Annotated in this window: 12 protein-coding genes; 6 read left to right on the top strand and 6 right to left on the bottom strand. The window is 43.4% G+C overall.

What is annotated here, in order from left to right; all coding sequences use genetic code 11:
- The first annotated feature begins 34 nt into the window (after window positions 1-34).
- Together soxR and PNC201_RS06540 are read left to right on the top strand one after the other, a co-directional pair.
- Window positions 35-541: a redox-sensitive transcriptional activator SoxR gene (soxR, locus tag PNC201_RS06545; protein ID WP_102056552.1), complete on the top strand. Its 507-nt coding sequence runs from the start codon at window positions 35-37 to the stop codon at window positions 539-541.
- A 13-nt stretch (window positions 542-554) separates the two neighbouring features.
- Window positions 555-2,339, top strand: a complete 1,785-nt coding sequence (locus PNC201_RS06540) for a DUF885 domain-containing protein (protein ID WP_102056551.1) — start codon at window positions 555-557, stop codon at window positions 2,337-2,339.
- A gap of 159 nt (window positions 2,340-2,498) precedes the next feature.
- Here the strand turns inward: PNC201_RS06540 and PNC201_RS06535 are convergent, their stop codons facing one another.
- The 4 genes from PNC201_RS06535 to PNC201_RS06520 form a co-directional block, all read right to left on the bottom strand.
- Window positions 2,499-4,658: a S46 family peptidase gene (locus PNC201_RS06535; protein ID WP_102056550.1), complete on the bottom strand. Its 2,160-nt coding sequence runs from the start codon at window positions 4,656-4,658 to the stop codon at window positions 2,499-2,501.
- 151 nt (window positions 4,659-4,809) lie between these two features.
- Entirely contained in the window at window positions 4,810-5,337 is a 528-nt protein-coding gene (locus PNC201_RS06530) for a hypothetical protein (protein ID WP_102056549.1), read from the bottom strand.
- Window positions 5,338-5,407: 70 nt separating this feature from the next.
- Entirely contained in the window at window positions 5,408-5,935 is a 528-nt protein-coding gene (locus PNC201_RS06525; RefSeq protein ID WP_102056548.1) for a hypothetical protein, read from the bottom strand.
- A complete protein-coding gene (locus PNC201_RS06520; protein ID WP_102056547.1) occupies window positions 5,932-7,998 on the bottom strand; it encodes a T6SS phospholipase effector Tle1-like catalytic domain-containing protein in 2,067 nt (688 codons plus the stop codon). The genes PNC201_RS06525 and PNC201_RS06520 overlap by 4 nt, the downstream gene beginning before the upstream one ends.
- 247 nt (window positions 7,999-8,245) lie before the next feature.
- Between PNC201_RS06520 and PNC201_RS06515 the strand changes: the two genes are divergently transcribed.
- Both PNC201_RS06515 and PNC201_RS06510 read left to right on the top strand, forming a co-directional pair.
- Entirely contained in the window at window positions 8,246-9,841 is a 1,596-nt protein-coding gene (locus PNC201_RS06515; protein WP_010375453.1) for an ABC-F family ATPase, read from the top strand.
- Window positions 9,842-9,992: 151 nt separating this feature from the next.
- Window positions 9,993-10,223 carry a hypothetical protein gene (locus PNC201_RS06510; RefSeq protein WP_102056546.1) on the top strand — a complete coding sequence of 77 codons (231 nt, stop codon included), beginning with the start codon at window positions 9,993-9,995 and terminating at the stop codon, window positions 10,221-10,223.
- A 113-nt stretch (window positions 10,224-10,336) separates the two neighbouring features.
- Here PNC201_RS06510 and PNC201_RS06505 read toward each other — a convergent pair whose 3' ends face one another.
- Window positions 10,337-11,098: a peptidylprolyl isomerase gene (locus PNC201_RS06505; RefSeq protein ID WP_102056545.1), complete on the bottom strand. Its 762-nt coding sequence runs from the start codon at window positions 11,096-11,098 to the stop codon at window positions 10,337-10,339.
- Between the two features lie 278 nt (window positions 11,099-11,376).
- Between PNC201_RS06505 and PNC201_RS06500 the strand changes: the two genes are divergently transcribed.
- Both PNC201_RS06500 and PNC201_RS06495 read left to right on the top strand, forming a co-directional pair.
- Window positions 11,377-12,633, top strand: coding sequence for an aromatic amino acid transport family protein (locus PNC201_RS06500; protein WP_102056544.1), 1,257 nt, complete (start codon window positions 11,377-11,379; stop codon window positions 12,631-12,633).
- 208 nt (window positions 12,634-12,841) lie between these two features.
- Window positions 12,842-17,047, top strand: a complete 4,206-nt coding sequence (locus PNC201_RS06495) for a DEAD/DEAH box helicase (protein WP_102056543.1) — start codon at window positions 12,842-12,844, stop codon at window positions 17,045-17,047.
- Here PNC201_RS06495 and PNC201_RS06490 read toward each other — a convergent pair.
- Window positions 17,031-18,137, bottom strand: a complete 1,107-nt coding sequence (locus tag PNC201_RS06490; RefSeq protein ID WP_102056542.1) for an amidohydrolase family protein — start codon at window positions 18,135-18,137, stop codon at window positions 17,031-17,033. The two genes, PNC201_RS06495 and PNC201_RS06490, sit on opposite strands and share 17 nt — an antisense overlap.
- Window positions 18,138-18,154: the final 17 nt, after the last annotated feature.

The following is an 18,154-nucleotide window of genomic DNA, read 5'->3' as shown; positions in this document are numbered from 1 at the left end:
AACCTCACCTTAAGTTAAGGTAAAGTACTAATTTATGAAAACTGAAAAATTATTAAGAGACGAGCCGAACCTCAGTGTAGGTAAGGTTGCCCATAGAGCTGACGTTGCGGTGTCTGCACTGCATTTCTATGAGAACAAAGGGCTTATTCGCAGTTGGCGTAATAACGGTAATCAACGCCGTTATAAAAAGGATGTGTTGCGTCGAATTGCCATTATTAAAGCTGGCCAAAAAATGGGGATAACCCTAGGGGAGATAAAAGAAACCCTTGATACTCTGCCCGACTCAAGAACACCAACTAAAGCGGACTGGGCCAAACTTTCTACAGCCTGGCAAGCAAAGCTGGACGAAAAAATCGCTTACATGCAACGTTTAAGAGACTATGTCGATGGTTGCATTGGCTGTGGCTGTTTGTCGATGAAATCATGCCCTATCTACAACCCCGATGACATCGTTGCCAAAGAGGCTAACGGTGCGGTGTGGTTGGATGAGCCAGACAAAGCAAATAAAGCAAAATCTTGTTATGATAGCGAAAACCATTAAATAGGACACAATAATGAAAAAGACTGCCTTGTGCATGGCGCTAGCCATGGCAATGGGCCTGACTGGCTGCTCACTTTCTCCTTCGTCTGTCGAGACGACGCCTTCAGCTTCACAGCAAACAGTAGCAACAAATGCACAATTCGCTGACTTTTCTCAGCAATTTATCAATGACTTATGGAAACAGTACCCAGAAGCGTCGCTCTGGGCAGGCTTTGGCAAGTACGACGATATTATCACTGTACCAACCCAAGCGACTCGTGATGCAAGTGTTGCCTTCTCTCTGGCGCAACTGGCTAAGTTACAACAGTTCGACCTTGCTAACTTAAGCAATAGTCAAAAAATCGATTATCACTTGATTGAAAATCGCCTAAAACGCGATATCTGGCATATTGAAACCTTCAAAAGCTGGCAGTGGAATCCGTCAAACTACAATGTTTCTTATGGCTTTGCGACGATACTCAATAGCCGCTTTAAAACGGATGACGAAAAGCTCAAGCTCGTTTTAGCACGTCTTCAATATGTGCCAGCGTATTATGAAGCAGCACAAAACAATATTAACAATCCAACGCTCGAATATACTCAGCTTGCGATTGCACAAAACCAAGGCGCATTTAGTGTATTAAACGACGAGTTGCTTGATAAACTCGCGACTTCATTATTAACAGCCGAGGAAAAAGCCCTATTCAAGCAGCGCTTCGCTGCCGCGAAATCTGCCATCAATGGATATGTATCTTACCTTAGCAACCTTGAAAAAGAGTTAAGCGAAAACGGTAATGCGCGCTCATTTAGAATTGGTGAGAAGCTGTACGAAGAAAAATTTGCCTTTGATATTCAGTCTGGCTACACCGCCAAGCAAATGTATGAAAAGGCAATGGCCGACAAAGCCCGTGTTACTAATGAAATGGTTAAGATTGTTGATCAACTCTGGCCAACGTATTTTGCTGACAAGCCACGCCCAAAATCTGACATTGATGCGATTGCCACGCTTATCAAGCACCTTTCAGTCAAACACGTAAAGCGTGAAAACTTTGTGAGCGAAATCAAGGCGCAAATTCCAGAGCTTGAAAAGTTTGTGATGGAAAAGGATCTCATCACGCTAGACCCTGAAAAGCCGCTAGTTGTTCGCGAAACGCCTGAATATATGCGCGGCTTTGCTGGCGCTTCAATCAGTGCTCCGGGCCCATACGACAAAAAGGAGAACACCTATTATAACGTGTCTCCGCTGGACTCAATGAGCGACGAGCAAGCTGAATCGTATCTACGTGAATACAACCATTGGATCCTGCAGATCCTAAATATTCATGAAGCCGTGCCAGGCCATTACACTCAGTTGGTTTACTCTAACGAATCTCCGTCTTTGGTGAAGAGTATCTTAAGCAATGGCGCGATGATTGAAGGATGGGCAGTATACACTGAGCGCATGATGCTAGAAGAAGGCTATGGTAACTTTGAGCCTGAAATGTGGTTAATGTACTACAAGTGGAATCTACGTGTGATCTGTAACACTATCCTAGATTACGGTATCCAAGTAAAAGGAATAAGCAAAGAAGAAGGCTTAGATCTGCTGATGAATGGGGCTTTCCAAGAGCGTGCAGAAGCCGAAGGTAAATGGCGCCGTGCAACCTTGAGCCAAGTACAATTAACCAGCTATTACTCTGGTTATCGCGAAATTTACGACTTTCGTGAAACGCAAAAACAAAAGCTTGGAAAGGAATTTGACTTAAAGACATTCCACGAAGAGTTCTTAAGCTTTGGTAGTGCTCCGGTGAAGTATATCCGCCAGTTAATGGCAAAGTAACATAATAATGCCGGCCTCATGGCCGGCATTATTTTTCGAAAAATTGATATCACCCGTAGGTCGGCCTTTAGGCCGACTAACGTTTAAACCTAAAGGGTACCCTTTAAACCCAAAGACTACCCTTTAAACGTTGGGGGGATTGTCGACCTAAAGGTCGACCTACTTTACTATCTTCATTTCATCTAACAGGTTTTGTGCATTATCAACCTTGTCCATTACCCATAACATGTAACGCGAATCAACATGAATTGAGCGGTTTAGGTTTTTATCGTAATCCCAGTCACCAATAATGCTTTCATATACACCGTCAAACAGTAAACCTACTAACTCCGCTTTCCCGTTTAAGGTAGGCGAACCTGAGTTACCACCTGTGGTATCCACGTTAGAAAGGAAATTCACCGGTACGGTATTCATGCCACCTGTATATTGACCATATACTTTTTCGCGGATCAACTGCTGTTGCTTTTTCGGCGCGTTAAATGGTTCAACATCGGTATTTTTAGCCAGTAACCCTTCAAGCGAAGTAAATGGCGTTGCCACTAAGCCATCTTGCGGTGAGTAGCCACCTACCGTACCGTAAGTGACACGGAGTGTGCTGTTAGCATCTGCGTAAACTGGCTTATTTTGCGACTTGTTGTAAGCAATAATGGCTTCCATCAAAGCTGGACGTGCAGATTGCTGCTTACCAGCCAATTCTTTTTCTTCATCTTCGATTTGCTTCATCACTGCAAAAATCGCTTTTGCATATTTAATGAATGGATCAGAGCTTTGATTTAACTGCTCAAGCTCTAAATCTAACATCCAAAGACGGGCTTTTTCATCAGCAAGCTTAGAGTTAGCATACATCTCATCTAGCAGCGCTTGGTGTTTTGCTTTATTGAAGCCGCTTTCGAGTTGAAGCTGCTTATCGACTTCAGTTAAACGCGCTTCTTTTGGCAAGGCTGCATAAAGCTCCATGAAGTAAAGCATAATCGCTTTATCAACTGTTTCATCATAGCGGCGCGTCATCCGCTGAAGCCCCGCTTTGATTTTTGGCATATCACGTTCTTGATAACCACTCTCACGCTCAGCATCAGGCTTTTGTTTTTCAACCGCCAAGCGATAAAGCTTACGCGCAGTAGACATCATTTGCGAACGGTGGATATAGCCAACCATCATATCACGCTCATAATGAGCTTGAGATTGAGCAACCAACTCGCTCAATTCGTTTAGTACAGCACCATACTTTGCTTTACGGTCTGCATCGGCATTAATCCAAGTGCTAAGATCGCGCTCAAATTGCTGCTTGCGGCTATACATACTGCCTTTTTTGAAGCTTTCAATCATAGAGCCAAAGTTTTTGATGTAGTTGTTGTAACCTGCAATGGTGCTTTCATAGGCGATACGAGCTTGCGACCCTTCTGGTGCATTTTCTTCAATTAGTGCCACATACTTTGAGTTATGTTTACGTACCATGGGGTAAACCGTGTTAAACACATAATCTACTTCAGAAGCAATGCGATAACGGTTGGTACGACCCGGATAACCCGTCACCATTACAAAGTCGCCCTCTTGCACGCCTTTTGCACTCACACTCAAGAATGACTCTGGGTTGTAGGGTACGTTATCTTTAGAAAACTCAGCGGGTTTACCATCTTTACCCACATATGCACGGTAAAAAGCAAAGTCGCCAGTGTGACGAGGCCACATCCAGTTATCTATATCGCCGCCATATTTGCCCACGCCCATCGCTGGCGTGTATGCCAGACGGACGTCTTTTATCTCTAGCGATTTAATGAGGTAATATTCCAATCCACCATGAAAGGTATAAACATTACAGCGATAGCTTTCATCTTGCTCACACTCGGCAACAAGCTGTTTGCGCTTACTGTCAATGGCATCAAAACGTGCTTTACCGGTCAGTGAGTCCGTCCCAGCATTAACTTTATCCGTTACGTTCGACACTTCTTTTGTCACATAAACGCGTGAGCCCGGTGCCGCCGGCAAGTCTTCACTTGGCTGTTTTGCTAAAAAGCCATTCTCAAGAATATTGTTATCTGTTGTTGAATTGTATTGAATAGAGCCGTATGCACAGTGATGGTTTGTCACAACCAGACCTTTAGGAGAGACAAATGACGCCGTACAGCCACCTAAGCTAATCACCGCATTCATCGGGAACTCAGTGAGTTTTGAAATTGACTTAGCATCAATCTCTAGTCCTTTAGACTTTAAAATAGATTCAAGTTCAGGTAGTTGATGTGGTTGCCACATGCCTTCATCGGCAGCAACGTACTGAGAAAAGGCCAACACCATGGCCGCGGAGATAGCTTTAACACGCATATTCCAATCCTAAATGTTATATTATTTTAATTGCGGTCAGTAATGTGACCCAAGATAGCGCCAAATAGCAATTTATTTCGGTGGAATTCGATAAACCGATGTAAACAACCATGCAGAAAGTACCAAGATAAAACGCCTAGTTTTCACTTTTTTAGCGAAACATTTCATCGGTTAATTCAAAGGGTTCCCAAGTCGCTTGTGCCGAACCAATTTCTTCTAAAATGCGTCCTTCCACGCCATCAAACGGTGCATTAGAAATCCACATTTTTACTTCACCCTTTTCACCAAACCCAAAAATGATGAATGGATTCACATCATCATCAACACGTCCTGATGCAAATGTAACAGGAGTCAATTCGTCAATTATATGGTAGGCTTTCTTCCGCTGAACTTTGAATGAAGCTCTGTAGAGTTTTGCTTGCTTGTAGTCTCGCCATTCAACATCCACTTTATGTGGGATTTCAGCACCCCAAAACGATCCTTTTTTCTGAGCATTTCCCCAACAACAGCCTATCGCTCCTGCAGGTGGAGAAAATTTATCATCAAACACTATTTTGACCATCAAGTCACTATTTTCATAAGCTGAAATACCTATATCCAACTGTGCTAGCTCGGTATGTGAAGAGCAACTGCAAAGCAGTATTAATGCCAGTAAAACAGTAGAGAGCTTATTGAACATCCTTTTCTCCAATTCGAACATCCCTAGTCTCATTTGTTTTAGATATTAACTTTGGATTGTGGGCACTTATCTAATTAAACATTTCATCGGTTAATTCAAAGGGTTCCCAAGTCGCTTGTGCCGAACCAATTTCTTCTAAAATTCGTCCTTCGACGCCATCAAACGGTGCATTAGAAATCCACATTTTTACTTCACCCTTTTCACCAAAACCAAAGATAATCTGAGGGACAAGATCTTCCTTTACCTCTCCCGTGCGGAAGGTAATACTAGGCAGGTTTTTTGCGATTTTGTATGCTTTATCACGTTGTACACTGAACTCAGCGTTGTAATGCCTTCCTTGTTTATAATCCCACCACTGCGCTTTCACTTTATGCGGGATTTCAGCTCCCCAAAACGTACTATTTGCATTAGCATTACCCCAACAACAACCTATTGAGCCTGCTGGTGGAGAAAACTTATCATCAAACACTAATCTAACCATAAGGTCACTATTTTCGTAAGAAGATACACCAATCCGCAACTTATCCAATTCTGTACTTGAAGAGCAACTGCAAAGCAGTATTGCTGCCAATAAAACGGTATAGAACTTATTGTTCATCCTTTTCTCCAAATTGATTTATTTCCATTTTTAAATGCTTTCCAAATTTGTACCTGCGGTAGCGCTTTTGCATTATTGTAAAACATTTCCCTTTGTCCATTTTCAGTCACGTACTTTGCTTTTGTTTCCTCACCGTGAGCCAATTTATCTGTAAATCCCGAATACCTAGAACTAATATGGATATAATGCTCGTATAGTTTCTGCCAAGCTTGGCTTGCTGGCCCAGCTTTAAGAGCTTTAGGTACCAAAGTTGCGACCTTGTTGCTAAGTTCATAAGGGTAGATACTTTGAAGACGCGCCATTTCTTTTAGCGGAACGCCATGTTGAATCGCCTCGTTATACATTTGGTGCAGTCCATAATGGGCAAGGGTATTATCTATTTTACGTCTCCAAACAGGCCGGTATGTGGTGTAAAAATCCTTATCTCTTCCCGAGCGACTAGCACCATACCTTAGCCTTTTAAAGCGGTAGACCATATCCACATTAATGCCAGGCCACTGATATTTATGTTCAATTGCTAATTTCGCTTGTTGCACTTTTGCTTCATGCTCTGGATTTCCGGGAATACCACGAATGCGCTTTAAAGGATACTCAATATCAATACTGATAGGGGCATACCCGCCTCCAATATCAGAATGAACACCTGGCAAGTAGACTTCCTTATGGTTAGCAAACAAACTACCATCCTTATTTTTTAATGAGCTTAGTGGGAATTTATCACGCCGCTCATCCCAAGCCGTTAAGTGATATACAGCCCCTGCACTGGCTTGATTAAGATCGAGTCTAACCGCATCGTCTAACTCATCTTTCGCATACAGCTCACCATGATCATTATCTCCATCCCCTCCAATAGACGCGACGGTATCGAAAACCCCAACAAAGCGAAATACCACTTCTTTATCGGCTAGTCTAGCATCCTGGTTCTCCCTCATTTTATTGACTAAATTAGTAAGTGCTCTTGCTGCCGCAGCGCCTCGACTAAAGCCAAAGCAATCAAGTAATACCGTGCTACAAAGACTAATTGAGCTTTTACTCTTAATGAACGTCTCGATTACATCTATGACTTCTATCAACCTTTCATCAAATGAGTAGGCAACGGCTAAATCAATTGTACTATTATCTTCTCCTGCCTTAGTGCCTACGCCTTCGACATAATGTTTAAAATGAAATTTATCATCCATTTCATACAACTCATGGAGCTTAGCGATATTCGTCGGCTCTTTATCATCAAATGGGTCCAAAATATCGTTGTACTTGTTGTTGCCTGTACCATCAAAGAAGATCCCGATACTCGGTGGCTCGCTAATAAAATATAGGTGTACATTACCCTCACCTGACACTCTGTGTTTAATCAGCTGCACTCCACCCTCAGCGCCAATCTTAAGTGCTTTTACTTTTTCTATATCAAGTAGGTCTGCATAGGGCACATTGTTAAAAAGCACCTGCTCCGGCACACCCAAGATTTTTGCTTTTAGACTATAGCGACCATCTTCACTCAACTTGCCGAATATCAAAGGCGTTTGTGTTGTCCCTTCAGAAGCTCTGGACAATGTGGGAGTATTAGCACCTAGGATCACAAAACTCACCGCCAACTCCCCTTCCAGCGACACCAATATGCGCTTTTCAGCCACCTCAGGTGATTTATCGACGTTAATCGAGGCCAATACCTGTTCAACCGGTGTTAACGGGTCTAATTGGCTTGCGCCAATGGGCTGATTAGGATCAACCCCACCACTGCTTGTAAAGGCATTGTTTCTAATCTCTGCTTTGAAATAAGACTTGCGTTTAACGATGATTAGCTGCTCTCTAGAACCGGCAGCACTGCCAGACCTTACACTTTGTAAGCCCTTTTTGGTCTTTATAAAAACACGAGTAAATTCGTCACGCTTAACATGGCGCCAATTATGTCTTTGTTGCAATACTATCCAATCACTGGCATGAGGCTTTAGTTGCGTTCTAATTTCTGACGGTAAATGAGCGGTTGTGGTATGGGGTGGTAAGACTTCCAGCTCATCGATTTGTTGGTCAATCAACCAATTATGTTTTTCTTCAACTATTTTCATCCTTGTTCACCAGAGTTAGTTTTTTATACCATCCTTTCGCATTAAAACAGGCTAACATTCAACCACCCAATTGGTAAATAAAATTTAATAAAATCGTAAACAAAACATCTTATGGCGATAAATTTTCAACGCCTAGGTCTTTGCTATATCAGCTGCAAAAGTAATGTGTGAGTTAGCCAAACTTTTTACATCATTTGTCACCCATAAATGATAGGATCGCCGCAATTGTCAGTAATGAGTCAAATTTATGCTTTCGTGTAACAACATCACTATGCAGTTTGGTGCAAAACCACTGTTTGAGAATATTTCCGTTAAGTTTGGTGACGGCAACCGCTATGGCCTAATAGGCGCTAACGGCTGCGGTAAATCCACCTTTATGAAAATCCTAAGCAAAGAGCTAGAGCCAAGTGCAGGTAACGTAAACTACGATCCAAACGAGCGCATCGCTAAGCTAAATCAGGATCAATTTGCCTACGAGCAATATACGGTTGTAGACACAGTGATCATGGGTCATAAAGAGCTGTGGGAAATCAAGCAAGAGCGCGATCGCATTTACTCATTACCAGAAATGAGCGAAGAAGACGGCATGCGTGTTGCCGACCTTGAAACGCAATTTGCTGAAATGGATGGCTATTCCGCAGAAGCAAAAGCGGGTGAATTACTCCTCGGTGTGGGTATTCCAACCGAGCAACATTATGGCTTGATGTCAGAAGTTGCTCCTGGCTGGAAATTGCGTGTACTACTTGCACAGGTATTATTTGCAGAGCCAGATATCATGCTCTTAGACGAACCAACCAACAACTTGGATATCTATACTATCAAGTGGTTGGAAGACGTATTGAATCAGCGTGATTGTACTATGATCATCATCTCGCACGACCGCCACTTCTTAAACTCAGTGTGTACACACATGGCGGATATCGACTATGGCGATCTGCGTATTTACTCAGGTAATTATGATGAATACATGTTTGCTGCGACGCAAGCTCGCGAGCGCCTGTTGTCAGACAATGCTAAGAAAAAGGCGCAAATCGCTGAGCTACAGCAGTTCGTTTCGCGCTTCTCTGCAAACGCCTCAAAAGCGAAGCAAGCGACATCTCGTGCTAAGCAAATTGACAAGATCCAACTGGAAGAAGTTAAAGCATCAAGTCGTCAAAATCCATTTATTCGCTTTGAGCAGGAAAAGCCGCTATTCCGTAACGCACTTGAGCTTATCTCACTATCACAAGGTTATGACGACACCCTATTCTCTGACCTAAATGGCCTTGTTGAAGTCGGCGAGAAAGTTGCCATCATCGGTGAAAATGGTGCCGGTAAAACGACACTACTCAACACCTTAGCAGGCCGTAAAGCGCCGCAAGCAGGTGAGTATAAATGGTCAGAAAACGCCAATATTGGTTACTATGCGCAAGACCATGCTGACGAATTTGAAAAAGATCTGGATCTTTTCCAATGGATGGAACAGTGGCAACAGCCAGGCGATGATGAGCAAGTCGTACGCGGCTTCCTTGGCCGTATGCTGTTCTCTCAAAATGACATCAAAAAGTCAGTTAAGGTGATCTCAGGTGGTGAACAAGGCCGTATGCTATTTGGTAAAATCATGATGCATAAGCCAAATATCCTACTAATGGACGAACCAACGAACCACATGGATATGGAATCAATCGAGTCTCTCAACTTGGCACTTGAACAATACGAAGGTACGTTATTCTTCGTATCGCACGACCGCCAATTTGTCTCATCACTCGCAACGCGTATTTGGGAAATTAAAGACGGTAAGATCACCGACTTCCATGGTACGTACGACGAATACCTCGCGAAGAAAGCGGCTGAAGCCGTATAAGATTAGACTGTGAAGGGCCAAATTGGCCCTTTTTATTTTCTCAGGCACAGCGGATCTTTGCCCCTCATAAACCAGCACAAAAAATAGACAAACCCGCAATTTTACTGTTAGGATTGTTCTCGCAAAAATTGGAATAATAAAAGGGTCGGCTATGGAACGTTTACAGAATATGTATTCGATAATGTTGCTGTCTAAGCTGAAAGCAAGCTTTCCAGAATCGTGCGATATCAATCACCACACTTTTTCACTCCCATACGTAGATCAACAACTACTCGAAGACGTTGTGACTAATCACCTTAATGAAGGGCTTATCCAAGTGGATGGCCGTGACCAGTATAGTTTGACGACAAAAGCGATTGCACTGTTTGGCGAAGACGAATAACTTAATAATAAAGAAATAAGCGCACCGAAGTGCGCTTCCAAGTTATTAACCTGAGATCAGGTTAACTAGGGACTGTGATGCTATCGTTAGCATCTGCAACCAAAGTAACTTGGTTACCTATGAAATCTACGTCTAAATCCGACAATACCAGCCAGCAACATAAGGCCGGCAAACATTGAACCGCCAGATGAATCAGAGTCAGTTGAAGGCTTATCAGGCACTTGATCAATCAAGGTATTTGCTTTTGGGCTTAAGCCTTGAGCTGATTTGGGATCATCATCTAGTACAGTAATTGCGTTTATGGTTACAAAGTTAGCTGCACCCGGCTCACTATTGCTATCTTTACACTGTTCATCAGTGAAGTTAACTAATGGCACATTACCACAACGAGGAATTTTAGCTATCGCTTCTATTATATCCATGCCACTGTCAGTCACCTGACCAAAGACCGTGAAGCCACCATTGTCAACGTCCAAATTTTTACTGTTGTCTACCAAGTTAAAGAACCATTGGCTTGTCGCACTATCAGGTCTATTTGCTACCTTTGCCATTGCAATAGTGCCTTTTACGTTAGACCATTTAGGTTCATTTTTTACAGCATCGTAAGTAGCGATGGCATCAAGAGGCACGTCTCCTTCATATTTGAAGCCACCACCTTGCACAACAAAATCTGGAATAACGCGGTGAATTACCGTATCAGAATAACGCCCGTTATCTACGTATTTCAAAAAGTTTTCCACGGTTTTAGGCGTACTTTCATCAAATAAATTGACCTGAAAGCTACCATGAGAAGTTTGAAATTCGACAATCGTTGCATTAGCAGCGAAGCTTCCCAACAAAGTTGAAGCGAGCAATAGAGAGTTTAGCTTGAACATACTTTTCCACTTGGTTATTTTAATTCTCTTTGCAAACTAGAATAAAAATTTATTTATAAGTCGGCTAGCAATTCATTGCCAGTGGTAACAATTAAGAACATTTGCAGACTTAGATTTACAATAACCGGTTAAGAACCCACCATACCTTGAGCAAGTTTTAGTCAAACAAACGTATTTCACCGCATAACTCCTCGGAGTAGACGGTTTATACATGCAACACTTCGTCATTTTTTATATGATGCGCCCGATTATAATTCTAAATCCAGGACAACAAGTATATGAGTAATTCCTCTGAAGCGATGATGGAGATGAATACCATCAGCGACGGGCGCTGGACCCAACACGACACACATTGGGTATTAAGTTTATTTGGCACTGCGGTCGGCGCAGGTATCTTATTCTTGCCAATTAACATAGGTATTGGTGGTTTTTGGCCACTCGTTATCATGACAGTGCTTGCCTTCCCTATGACCTATTTAGCACACCGAGGATTGGCCCGGTTCGTCCTTTCATCAAAGCAAAAAAATGCCGATTTTACGGATGTAGTAGAAGAGCACTTTGGCGCAGGTGCTGGCCGTTTAATTTCCTTACTTTACTTTTTCTCTATTTTTCCTATTTTGCTTATCTATGGTGTTGGCCTAACCAATACCGTCGACAGCTTTATTGTCAATCAACTTGGCTTTGAATCGCCATCTCGTATTTTACTCTCCGGTTTGCTCGTTGCCGGGATGATTGCCATTATGCTAGGCGGCGAAAAGCTGCTACTGCGTGCTTTTGCTATTTTGGTTTACCCGCTGGTTGGGGTATTACTGTTTTTGTCACTCTATTTAGTGCCCAACTGGCAAATGCCGGTGGTAAGCACGCCAGATGTTGCAAGCTTAGCCGAATTGCTTTGGCTATCCGTTCCTATCGTAGTATTTTCATTTAGCCATGCAGCCGCCATTTCTAGCTTTGCTAACGTGCAGCGTCGTCACTACAAAAGTGAGGCAGTTCAAAAATCAGAAGCGATCCTTCGTACGACCTCCATTATGTTGATAGTGTTTGTTTTGCTATTCGTATTCTCCTGCGTATTCTCTCTAACACCAGAGCAAATGGAAGAAGCAAAATCGGCGAACGTCTCTGTTTTATCCTATTTAGCTAACGTGTATAACAATCCATTTATTGAAATGCTTGGCCCCCTTGTGGCATTTATCGCGATTACTTCGTCTTTCCTAGGCCACTTCCTTGGTGCACGTGAAAGCTTTAACGGCCTTGCAACCAAGCAAACGAGTATGAGCTACAAGCTTGCTGACAAGCTAGGCGTGGTATTTATGTTTGTTGCTATTTGGGTGTGCGCCGTATTAAACCCAAGTATTTTGGACATGATGGGGGCTATCTCAGGCCCGATTATTGCGATGATCTTGTTTATCATGCCAACCATTGCCGTGTTTAAAGTACCGGCACTACAAAAATACAAAAGCCACATTGGCACTTACTTTGTACTATTCGTCGGCTTGCTGGCGGTTTCTGCATTACTGTATAACATGCTAGGCTAACCAAAAGGGAGGCATCGCCTCCCTCATCTCCCTTTCTTTCTTGTTGCTTATCCTCATGGCAGTTCAGACTAAATATAGTACTAGTTTTCAGTGTATTGAATGAACCACCATAACCGAAAAATAAGCTTTGACTTTGTTTATCTTCATGGCAGTCCAACCTATATTATGGTAGTTTTCAGTGTCTTAAATTGAATACTACAACCAAACGATGAATTTTGACTTTCTACCAGCAATTAACGAAGAAATCACAGCGCTAATCAATCAAGTGCATAACCTACCTATGCACGAGCAAACGCTGTTGAGTGTGCTGGCGGTCGTCTATAAACCCGTTTCAGCAATCAAACTCAAACGCCTAGTTCAAGCACTCGTGGCAAAAGAGATCATCCCCGAAAATGACTTTGAACAAGGTGTAAGTCATAGCCAAATTATGAAGTGGCGCTCAGCCGGGTTAGTGACTTTTAACGAAGATGGAGTGCAAATAAATCTAAAACTCGCGACCAGTTTAAGCCATCGAGTCATGGCTGACGGCCAGTTTTTAGCAATCCTTAACGCTGCTGAAGAGTTTATCCCTGTATTGAATGCTTATGAATGGGAACGCCAATTTGCCGATGAACAGCGACTCATTCGAGACTTTTTATTTATCAACCAACTACCAAAAGCCCGCAATCATTTAGAACTGGCGAAAGACCCACAGGCGGTGTGTCATAAGACCAATCAAGTGCTATTACCACTGTATTTTTATCCTTTTTCAGTTGAAGGATTTTCGGCGCTTGCTGATGACTTGCAATATCAAGCTTTTGCAACTTTGCTCTATACCTTACTACAAGGTGGTCACAGCATTAGCTATGCACTTGAAGTACTCACACAGGTTCAAGCCAATACACAGAGCCCACTACTGACCTGCTTATTAGCAGAGTATCAAATCTATACCCTGCAATTGGATAAGGCTCAGGCGTTGGTAGCCAATATCCAAACCGCTTATAGTGCACAAATTATGGCAAGCATTGCTTTTTTACAACAACACGACGATATTATCGTTTGTTTTGAACAAGCACTAAAAGCCAAAGACAAAATCACCAAACGTAAAAAGCAGTACCTAGGTAGAACACTGGGTTTGTTTCATAAGTTGGCGTTATTGCAGCAAGCCAATAGCCATGATGCCGCATTATTTGACACCCTCTCTCAACAGCTTGAGTTTGAAAGCCAAGACAGCAAAGCGCCTTATAATAACTTCTTTGCCAGTAACGTGCTGTTATACTGCGCAGAGAGCTTGTCGCAAAACAGTACCTACAGCAGCGCCCATTTAAATTATTCAAGTCTGAAGAAATCTCATGTTTTTGACTATTCCTTAGGTCGCTTGCTCGACTGCTTTGCACACTTCTGGTGTAATCAGAGCTTAGATGCCAAAGCGCTTGCCAGTCTCGACGACTGCATCGCAATTTTTGAGCGCCTCTCTTTACCTCTTTTTGCTGGGCTTGCAAAGCAGTTGATGCTGGCAATGCACGGTGAGCAATATCAGCTTGCGTTTAATCCCGAGCTTAATGTTAGTCACCTTGTTGCCAAAAAGACGGCGTGGGATCTGGCACTGGACAAGCTTATTGCGCTCAACCCGAACGCAAATACCAGCCAAGAAGTTGACGAACAATTTCGCCTGATTTGGCAAATTAGGCAAGGTCGCTTTGATATTGAGTTTTTAGCACGCGAGCAAAAGCGGGGTAAAACAGGCTGGGGAAAAGGTAAGCCAATTTCCTGCAAACAACTGAAACAACACCCTGAGCAATTTAGTTATATCAGCCAATCTGATAAAAAGCTGATCGACGCCATCGCACCACAGTCAGGTTATGGCTACAATGCTCGTGCGGACTACACCCTTGCTGGAATTCCAGCGTTAAAAGCCGCAGTCGGCGCCACCAACCTATACCATGAAGAAGACTTAAAACAAGCCATTACCATTGCCGAGAAATCTCCCGAGTTACACATCCGTCAACATGGCGACGATCTGCTACTCTCTATTCCTAATTTACCCAGCTATTTTGGTCAACCGCAAACCTACTCATTTACTCAGCAAGCTGAGCATCACTACGAGTTTATTGTGTTTAACCAGTCACATATACAGGTCGCTGAGATTATTGGCGAGTCTGGATTAACCGTGCCTACCAGTGCAAAACAAAAGGTGCTATCGAGTATTAAAGCCATCGCACCTTATCTTAATGTACAGTCTGATTTAGCTGATATAGATACTGGGCTGGATAGTATCGAGGCGCAATCGGCGCTTGTTATTAACATTCAACCTTATCATCAAGGCCTCGATTTTCACTGTGTGGTCATGCCCTTTGGCGAAAAAGGGCCGATTTTTCATCCAGGACACGGTATTGCCACTGTCAGCGCCGAAATTGATGGTAAGCGCTTATCCACCACCCGAAACTTGTTACTTGAGCAGCAAAGATTGGATGAGTTAGATACGCACTGTCCGCTATTTTTGGAGATGACGGATAATCGCTTAAGTTTAGCCGAAATGGATGAAGCGCTAGAGGTGCTGCAAGAACTTGAGCTGGTGATTAATCAAGAGCCTTGCCCTATGGCACTCAAGCTCAGATGGCCTAAAGGCAAAAAGGTTAAGCTCAGTAGCAAGCTCGAAAGCCAACATTTGCAACTTGCCATGAGCAAGAAAAATGAATGGTTCGACATGACCGGCGAGCTACAAGTAAGTAATGACCAAGTTATCGAACTTAAACAGCTTCTAAAAATGGTTGCCACCAGCAATGGCCGCTTTATTGCGCTGGACGGTGAGCAAGTACTCGCGCTTTCAAGTGACTTAAAAGCGCAACTTGACCAGCTCAATAACGCGACCGAGGGCGGAAAGTTTCACCCGTTAGCCGCGCCTTTAATTGCTGAAGCCACCACAGGAATGCGGATGAAAACCTTGCCGGCTTGGGAAGAACAAAACGAAAAAATGCAGCAAGCCGTCGCATTGACTCCAACGCTTCCTTCAACATTACAAGCCGAGCTGCGCGACTACCAGCAGGCGGGATTTGACTGGGCAATGCGACTTGCCCATTGGGGTGCAGGTGCGTGCCTTGCCGATGATATGGGATTGGGTAAAACCATCCAAGCGCTGGCGATGATATTGGCCCGTGCCAATGTCGGCCCGACGCTTGTCATCGCGCCAACATCGGTCTGCTTCAACTGGCAACAAGAAATCCAAAAGTTCGCTCCAACCTTGTCGGTGAAACTCTTTTCTGACTATCCACATTCTGATGCTAGAGCTGAGATGCTGAGCAACTTGCAACCACTGGATTGTGTGATATTAAGTTATGGTCTACTACAGCGCGAAGTTGATATCTTAAAGCCTATCGCTTTTGAAACCATTGTCGCCGATGAAGCCCAAGCGCTAAAAAATCCTTTAGCAAAACGTACTCAAGCCGCGTGCGCGCTCAAAGGCAAATTTAAGCTGATCACCACAGGGACCCCAATAGAAAATAACCTCACCGAGCTTTGGTCACTCTTTCGTTTTGTAAACCCAGGGTTGCTCGGTAACCTCAAACGCTTTAGCGAAAAGTTTTCCGCTCCCATTGAAAACGCCAATGAAGATAAGCTCGCAGCACACCGTGCCCGTAAAGGCCTCAAACACCTGATCCAGCCTTTTATTCTGCGCCGTATGAAGCATCAGGTATTAACTGAATTGCCACCACGCACTGAGATCAATGTACCAATTCAATTGAGCCAAGAAGAACAAACCTTTTACGAAGCGCTGCGCCAAAATGCCATTGACGAAATTTCACAGTCAACACAGCAAGACAGTGCCAATGAACAACGCTTTAAAATGCTGGCAGCGCTAACCCGCTTGCGCCAAGCCTGTTGTCATCCAAAACTGTTAATGGCAGAAAGTCAGATAACCAGCTCGAAATTAGCGGCATTGGATGAGCTTCTGACCGAGCTGCAAGAGAACAATCACAAGGCACTTATATTCAGTCAGTTTGTAGGCCATTTGCAACTTATCAAAGCTCGCTTGGAAAAACGCGGGATCAGGTTTCAATATTTAGATGGCAGCACCCCAAGCAAAGCACGTCAGAAGGCCGTGAATGCCTTTCAAAAAGGTGAAGGCGAGGTATTTTTAATTAGCCTCAAAGCCGGAGGCTCTGGTTTGAACCTTACCGCTGCAGATTATGTTATTCACATGGATCCTTGGTGGAATCCTGCGGTTGAAGAGCAAGCGTCAGACCGCGCACATAGAATGGGACAAACACGCCCCGTTACTATTTATCGCTTAATTGCCAAAGGCACGATTGAAGAGCAAATTGTCGAGCTCCATCACCATAAAAAAGACCTCGCGGATCAATTGCTCGCAAACACCGACAAAGTGATGAAGCTAGACGTAAACGATGTGCTATCCATGCTCAAGGAGACGCTGTAATACAAATCTCTGGCGCGCGATAAGGTAAATCTAATAGCGAAAAGTAGTTTTGACCTAAGGCGATCTGGCGAAAAGCATTGTCATCAAGTTCGGCGAGAATTCGGCTATTGATATCGACTTCTTCTAAATAATCGAAAAAGCGTTTATTTTTACTAGCGACGAAGTCACTGCCTGGCAAAAAACGCTCAGCATGGGCATTAATAAATTCAACATACTGCCCCTGAATTTTCGGGTCACCAAAATAATAGTCGTACAAAATCCGCCATGACAGATCGGCCTTTAGGTTTTTATATTGGGAGAATAACCGCTCCATGGTGTTTATGTGTAGCTCCGGATCAATTTGGCTTAGCTCTTTTGATACTCCCATATGCATCCAAATAATATCGTTTTCTGGGTAGCGCTTTAGCACTTCCTCAAGCAAAGGTAAGTATTTAAGTGGCGTGTTGTTATCGCCTAAGTCAGCGTGCAGAGCAAGCGGAATACGCTTTTCTTTTAGCACAGCCATAAATGGCTGCCACTTGGCGATAGTCTCTTTTTCTACCGCTTGATGCCCATTACCAAAATGCGCTGCTTTAACTAAATTCACTTCTCCCATCCAACGAAATAAGTCACCAAACTCGCCTTCAAGTAGTGCCATTTTTGGCAAAATAGTCTCTGGTTTGTGTAAGTCAGCAAAGGTCATAGACAAGGTTATATGCACGTTATCTGCGCCATATTTAAGATAATTGCTCGCATTTTTAAAGTCATTTTGAATGCTGGGTGAAATCAACTGGCTGTAGCACCCACGCTCACCAAAGCAATCGGACTTTCGCTCGTAGGTTTGACCAATGCCATAAACATTGATAAACACCACCCCCACACGCTCTGCCCAAGTAACGAGCTTATCAAACGGGACCGCATCTCCCCGAAATGGCTGAAAATGGTGATGAGAATCAACGGCAAAATAACTAGATTGCGCCTTGCGGTCGTAGCACTGAGTATTATCTACACTAAAAGTTGCTAGCGTGCGTGTGCCAGTGGCTGACACACTTTGGCAACCAGCCAGTAAAACGGCACAGCTCATAGCAATAACACTTTGTTTTACATTCATTTTTATTATCTACTGAG

It is taken from the genome of Pseudoalteromonas sp. NC201 (assembly GCF_002850255.1).
Taxonomy (GTDB): domain Bacteria; phylum Pseudomonadota; class Gammaproteobacteria; order Enterobacterales; family Alteromonadaceae; genus Pseudoalteromonas.
This window is presented reverse-complemented; position numbering and strand designations above follow the sequence as displayed.

What these genes read in the sequence shown, in the direction of transcription:
- PNC201_RS06510 (WP_102056546.1), top strand. Translation starts at nt 9,993, where the DNA reads ATGGAACGTTTACAGAATATGTATTCGATAATGTTGCTGTCTAAGCTG.
- PNC201_RS06495 (WP_102056543.1), top strand. Translation starts at nt 12,842, where the DNA reads ATGAATTTTGACTTTCTACCAGCAATTAACGAAGAAATCACAGCGCTA.
- PNC201_RS06520 (WP_102056547.1), bottom strand. Translation starts at nt 7,998, where the DNA reads ATGAAAATAGTTGAAGAAAAACATAATTGGTTGATTGACCAACAAATC.
- PNC201_RS06505 (WP_102056545.1), bottom strand. Translation starts at nt 11,098, where the DNA reads ATGTTCAAGCTAAACTCTCTATTGCTCGCTTCAACTTTGTTGGGAAGC.
- PNC201_RS06500 (WP_102056544.1), top strand. Translation starts at nt 11,377, where the DNA reads ATGAGTAATTCCTCTGAAGCGATGATGGAGATGAATACCATCAGCGAC.
- soxR (WP_102056552.1), top strand. Translation starts at nt 35, where the DNA reads ATGAAAACTGAAAAATTATTAAGAGACGAGCCGAACCTCAGTGTAGGT.
- PNC201_RS06515 (WP_010375453.1), top strand. Translation starts at nt 8,246, where the DNA reads ATGCTTTCGTGTAACAACATCACTATGCAGTTTGGTGCAAAACCACTG.
- PNC201_RS06535 (WP_102056550.1), bottom strand. Translation starts at nt 4,658, where the DNA reads ATGCGTGTTAAAGCTATCTCCGCGGCCATGGTGTTGGCCTTTTCTCAG.
- PNC201_RS06530 (WP_102056549.1), bottom strand. Translation starts at nt 5,337, where the DNA reads ATGTTCAATAAGCTCTCTACTGTTTTACTGGCATTAATACTGCTTTGC.
- PNC201_RS06525 (WP_102056548.1), bottom strand. Translation starts at nt 5,935, where the DNA reads ATGAACAATAAGTTCTATACCGTTTTATTGGCAGCAATACTGCTTTGC.
- PNC201_RS06490 (WP_102056542.1), bottom strand. Translation starts at nt 18,137, where the DNA reads ATGAATGTAAAACAAAGTGTTATTGCTATGAGCTGTGCCGTTTTACTG.
- PNC201_RS06540 (WP_102056551.1), top strand. Translation starts at nt 555, where the DNA reads ATGAAAAAGACTGCCTTGTGCATGGCGCTAGCCATGGCAATGGGCCTG.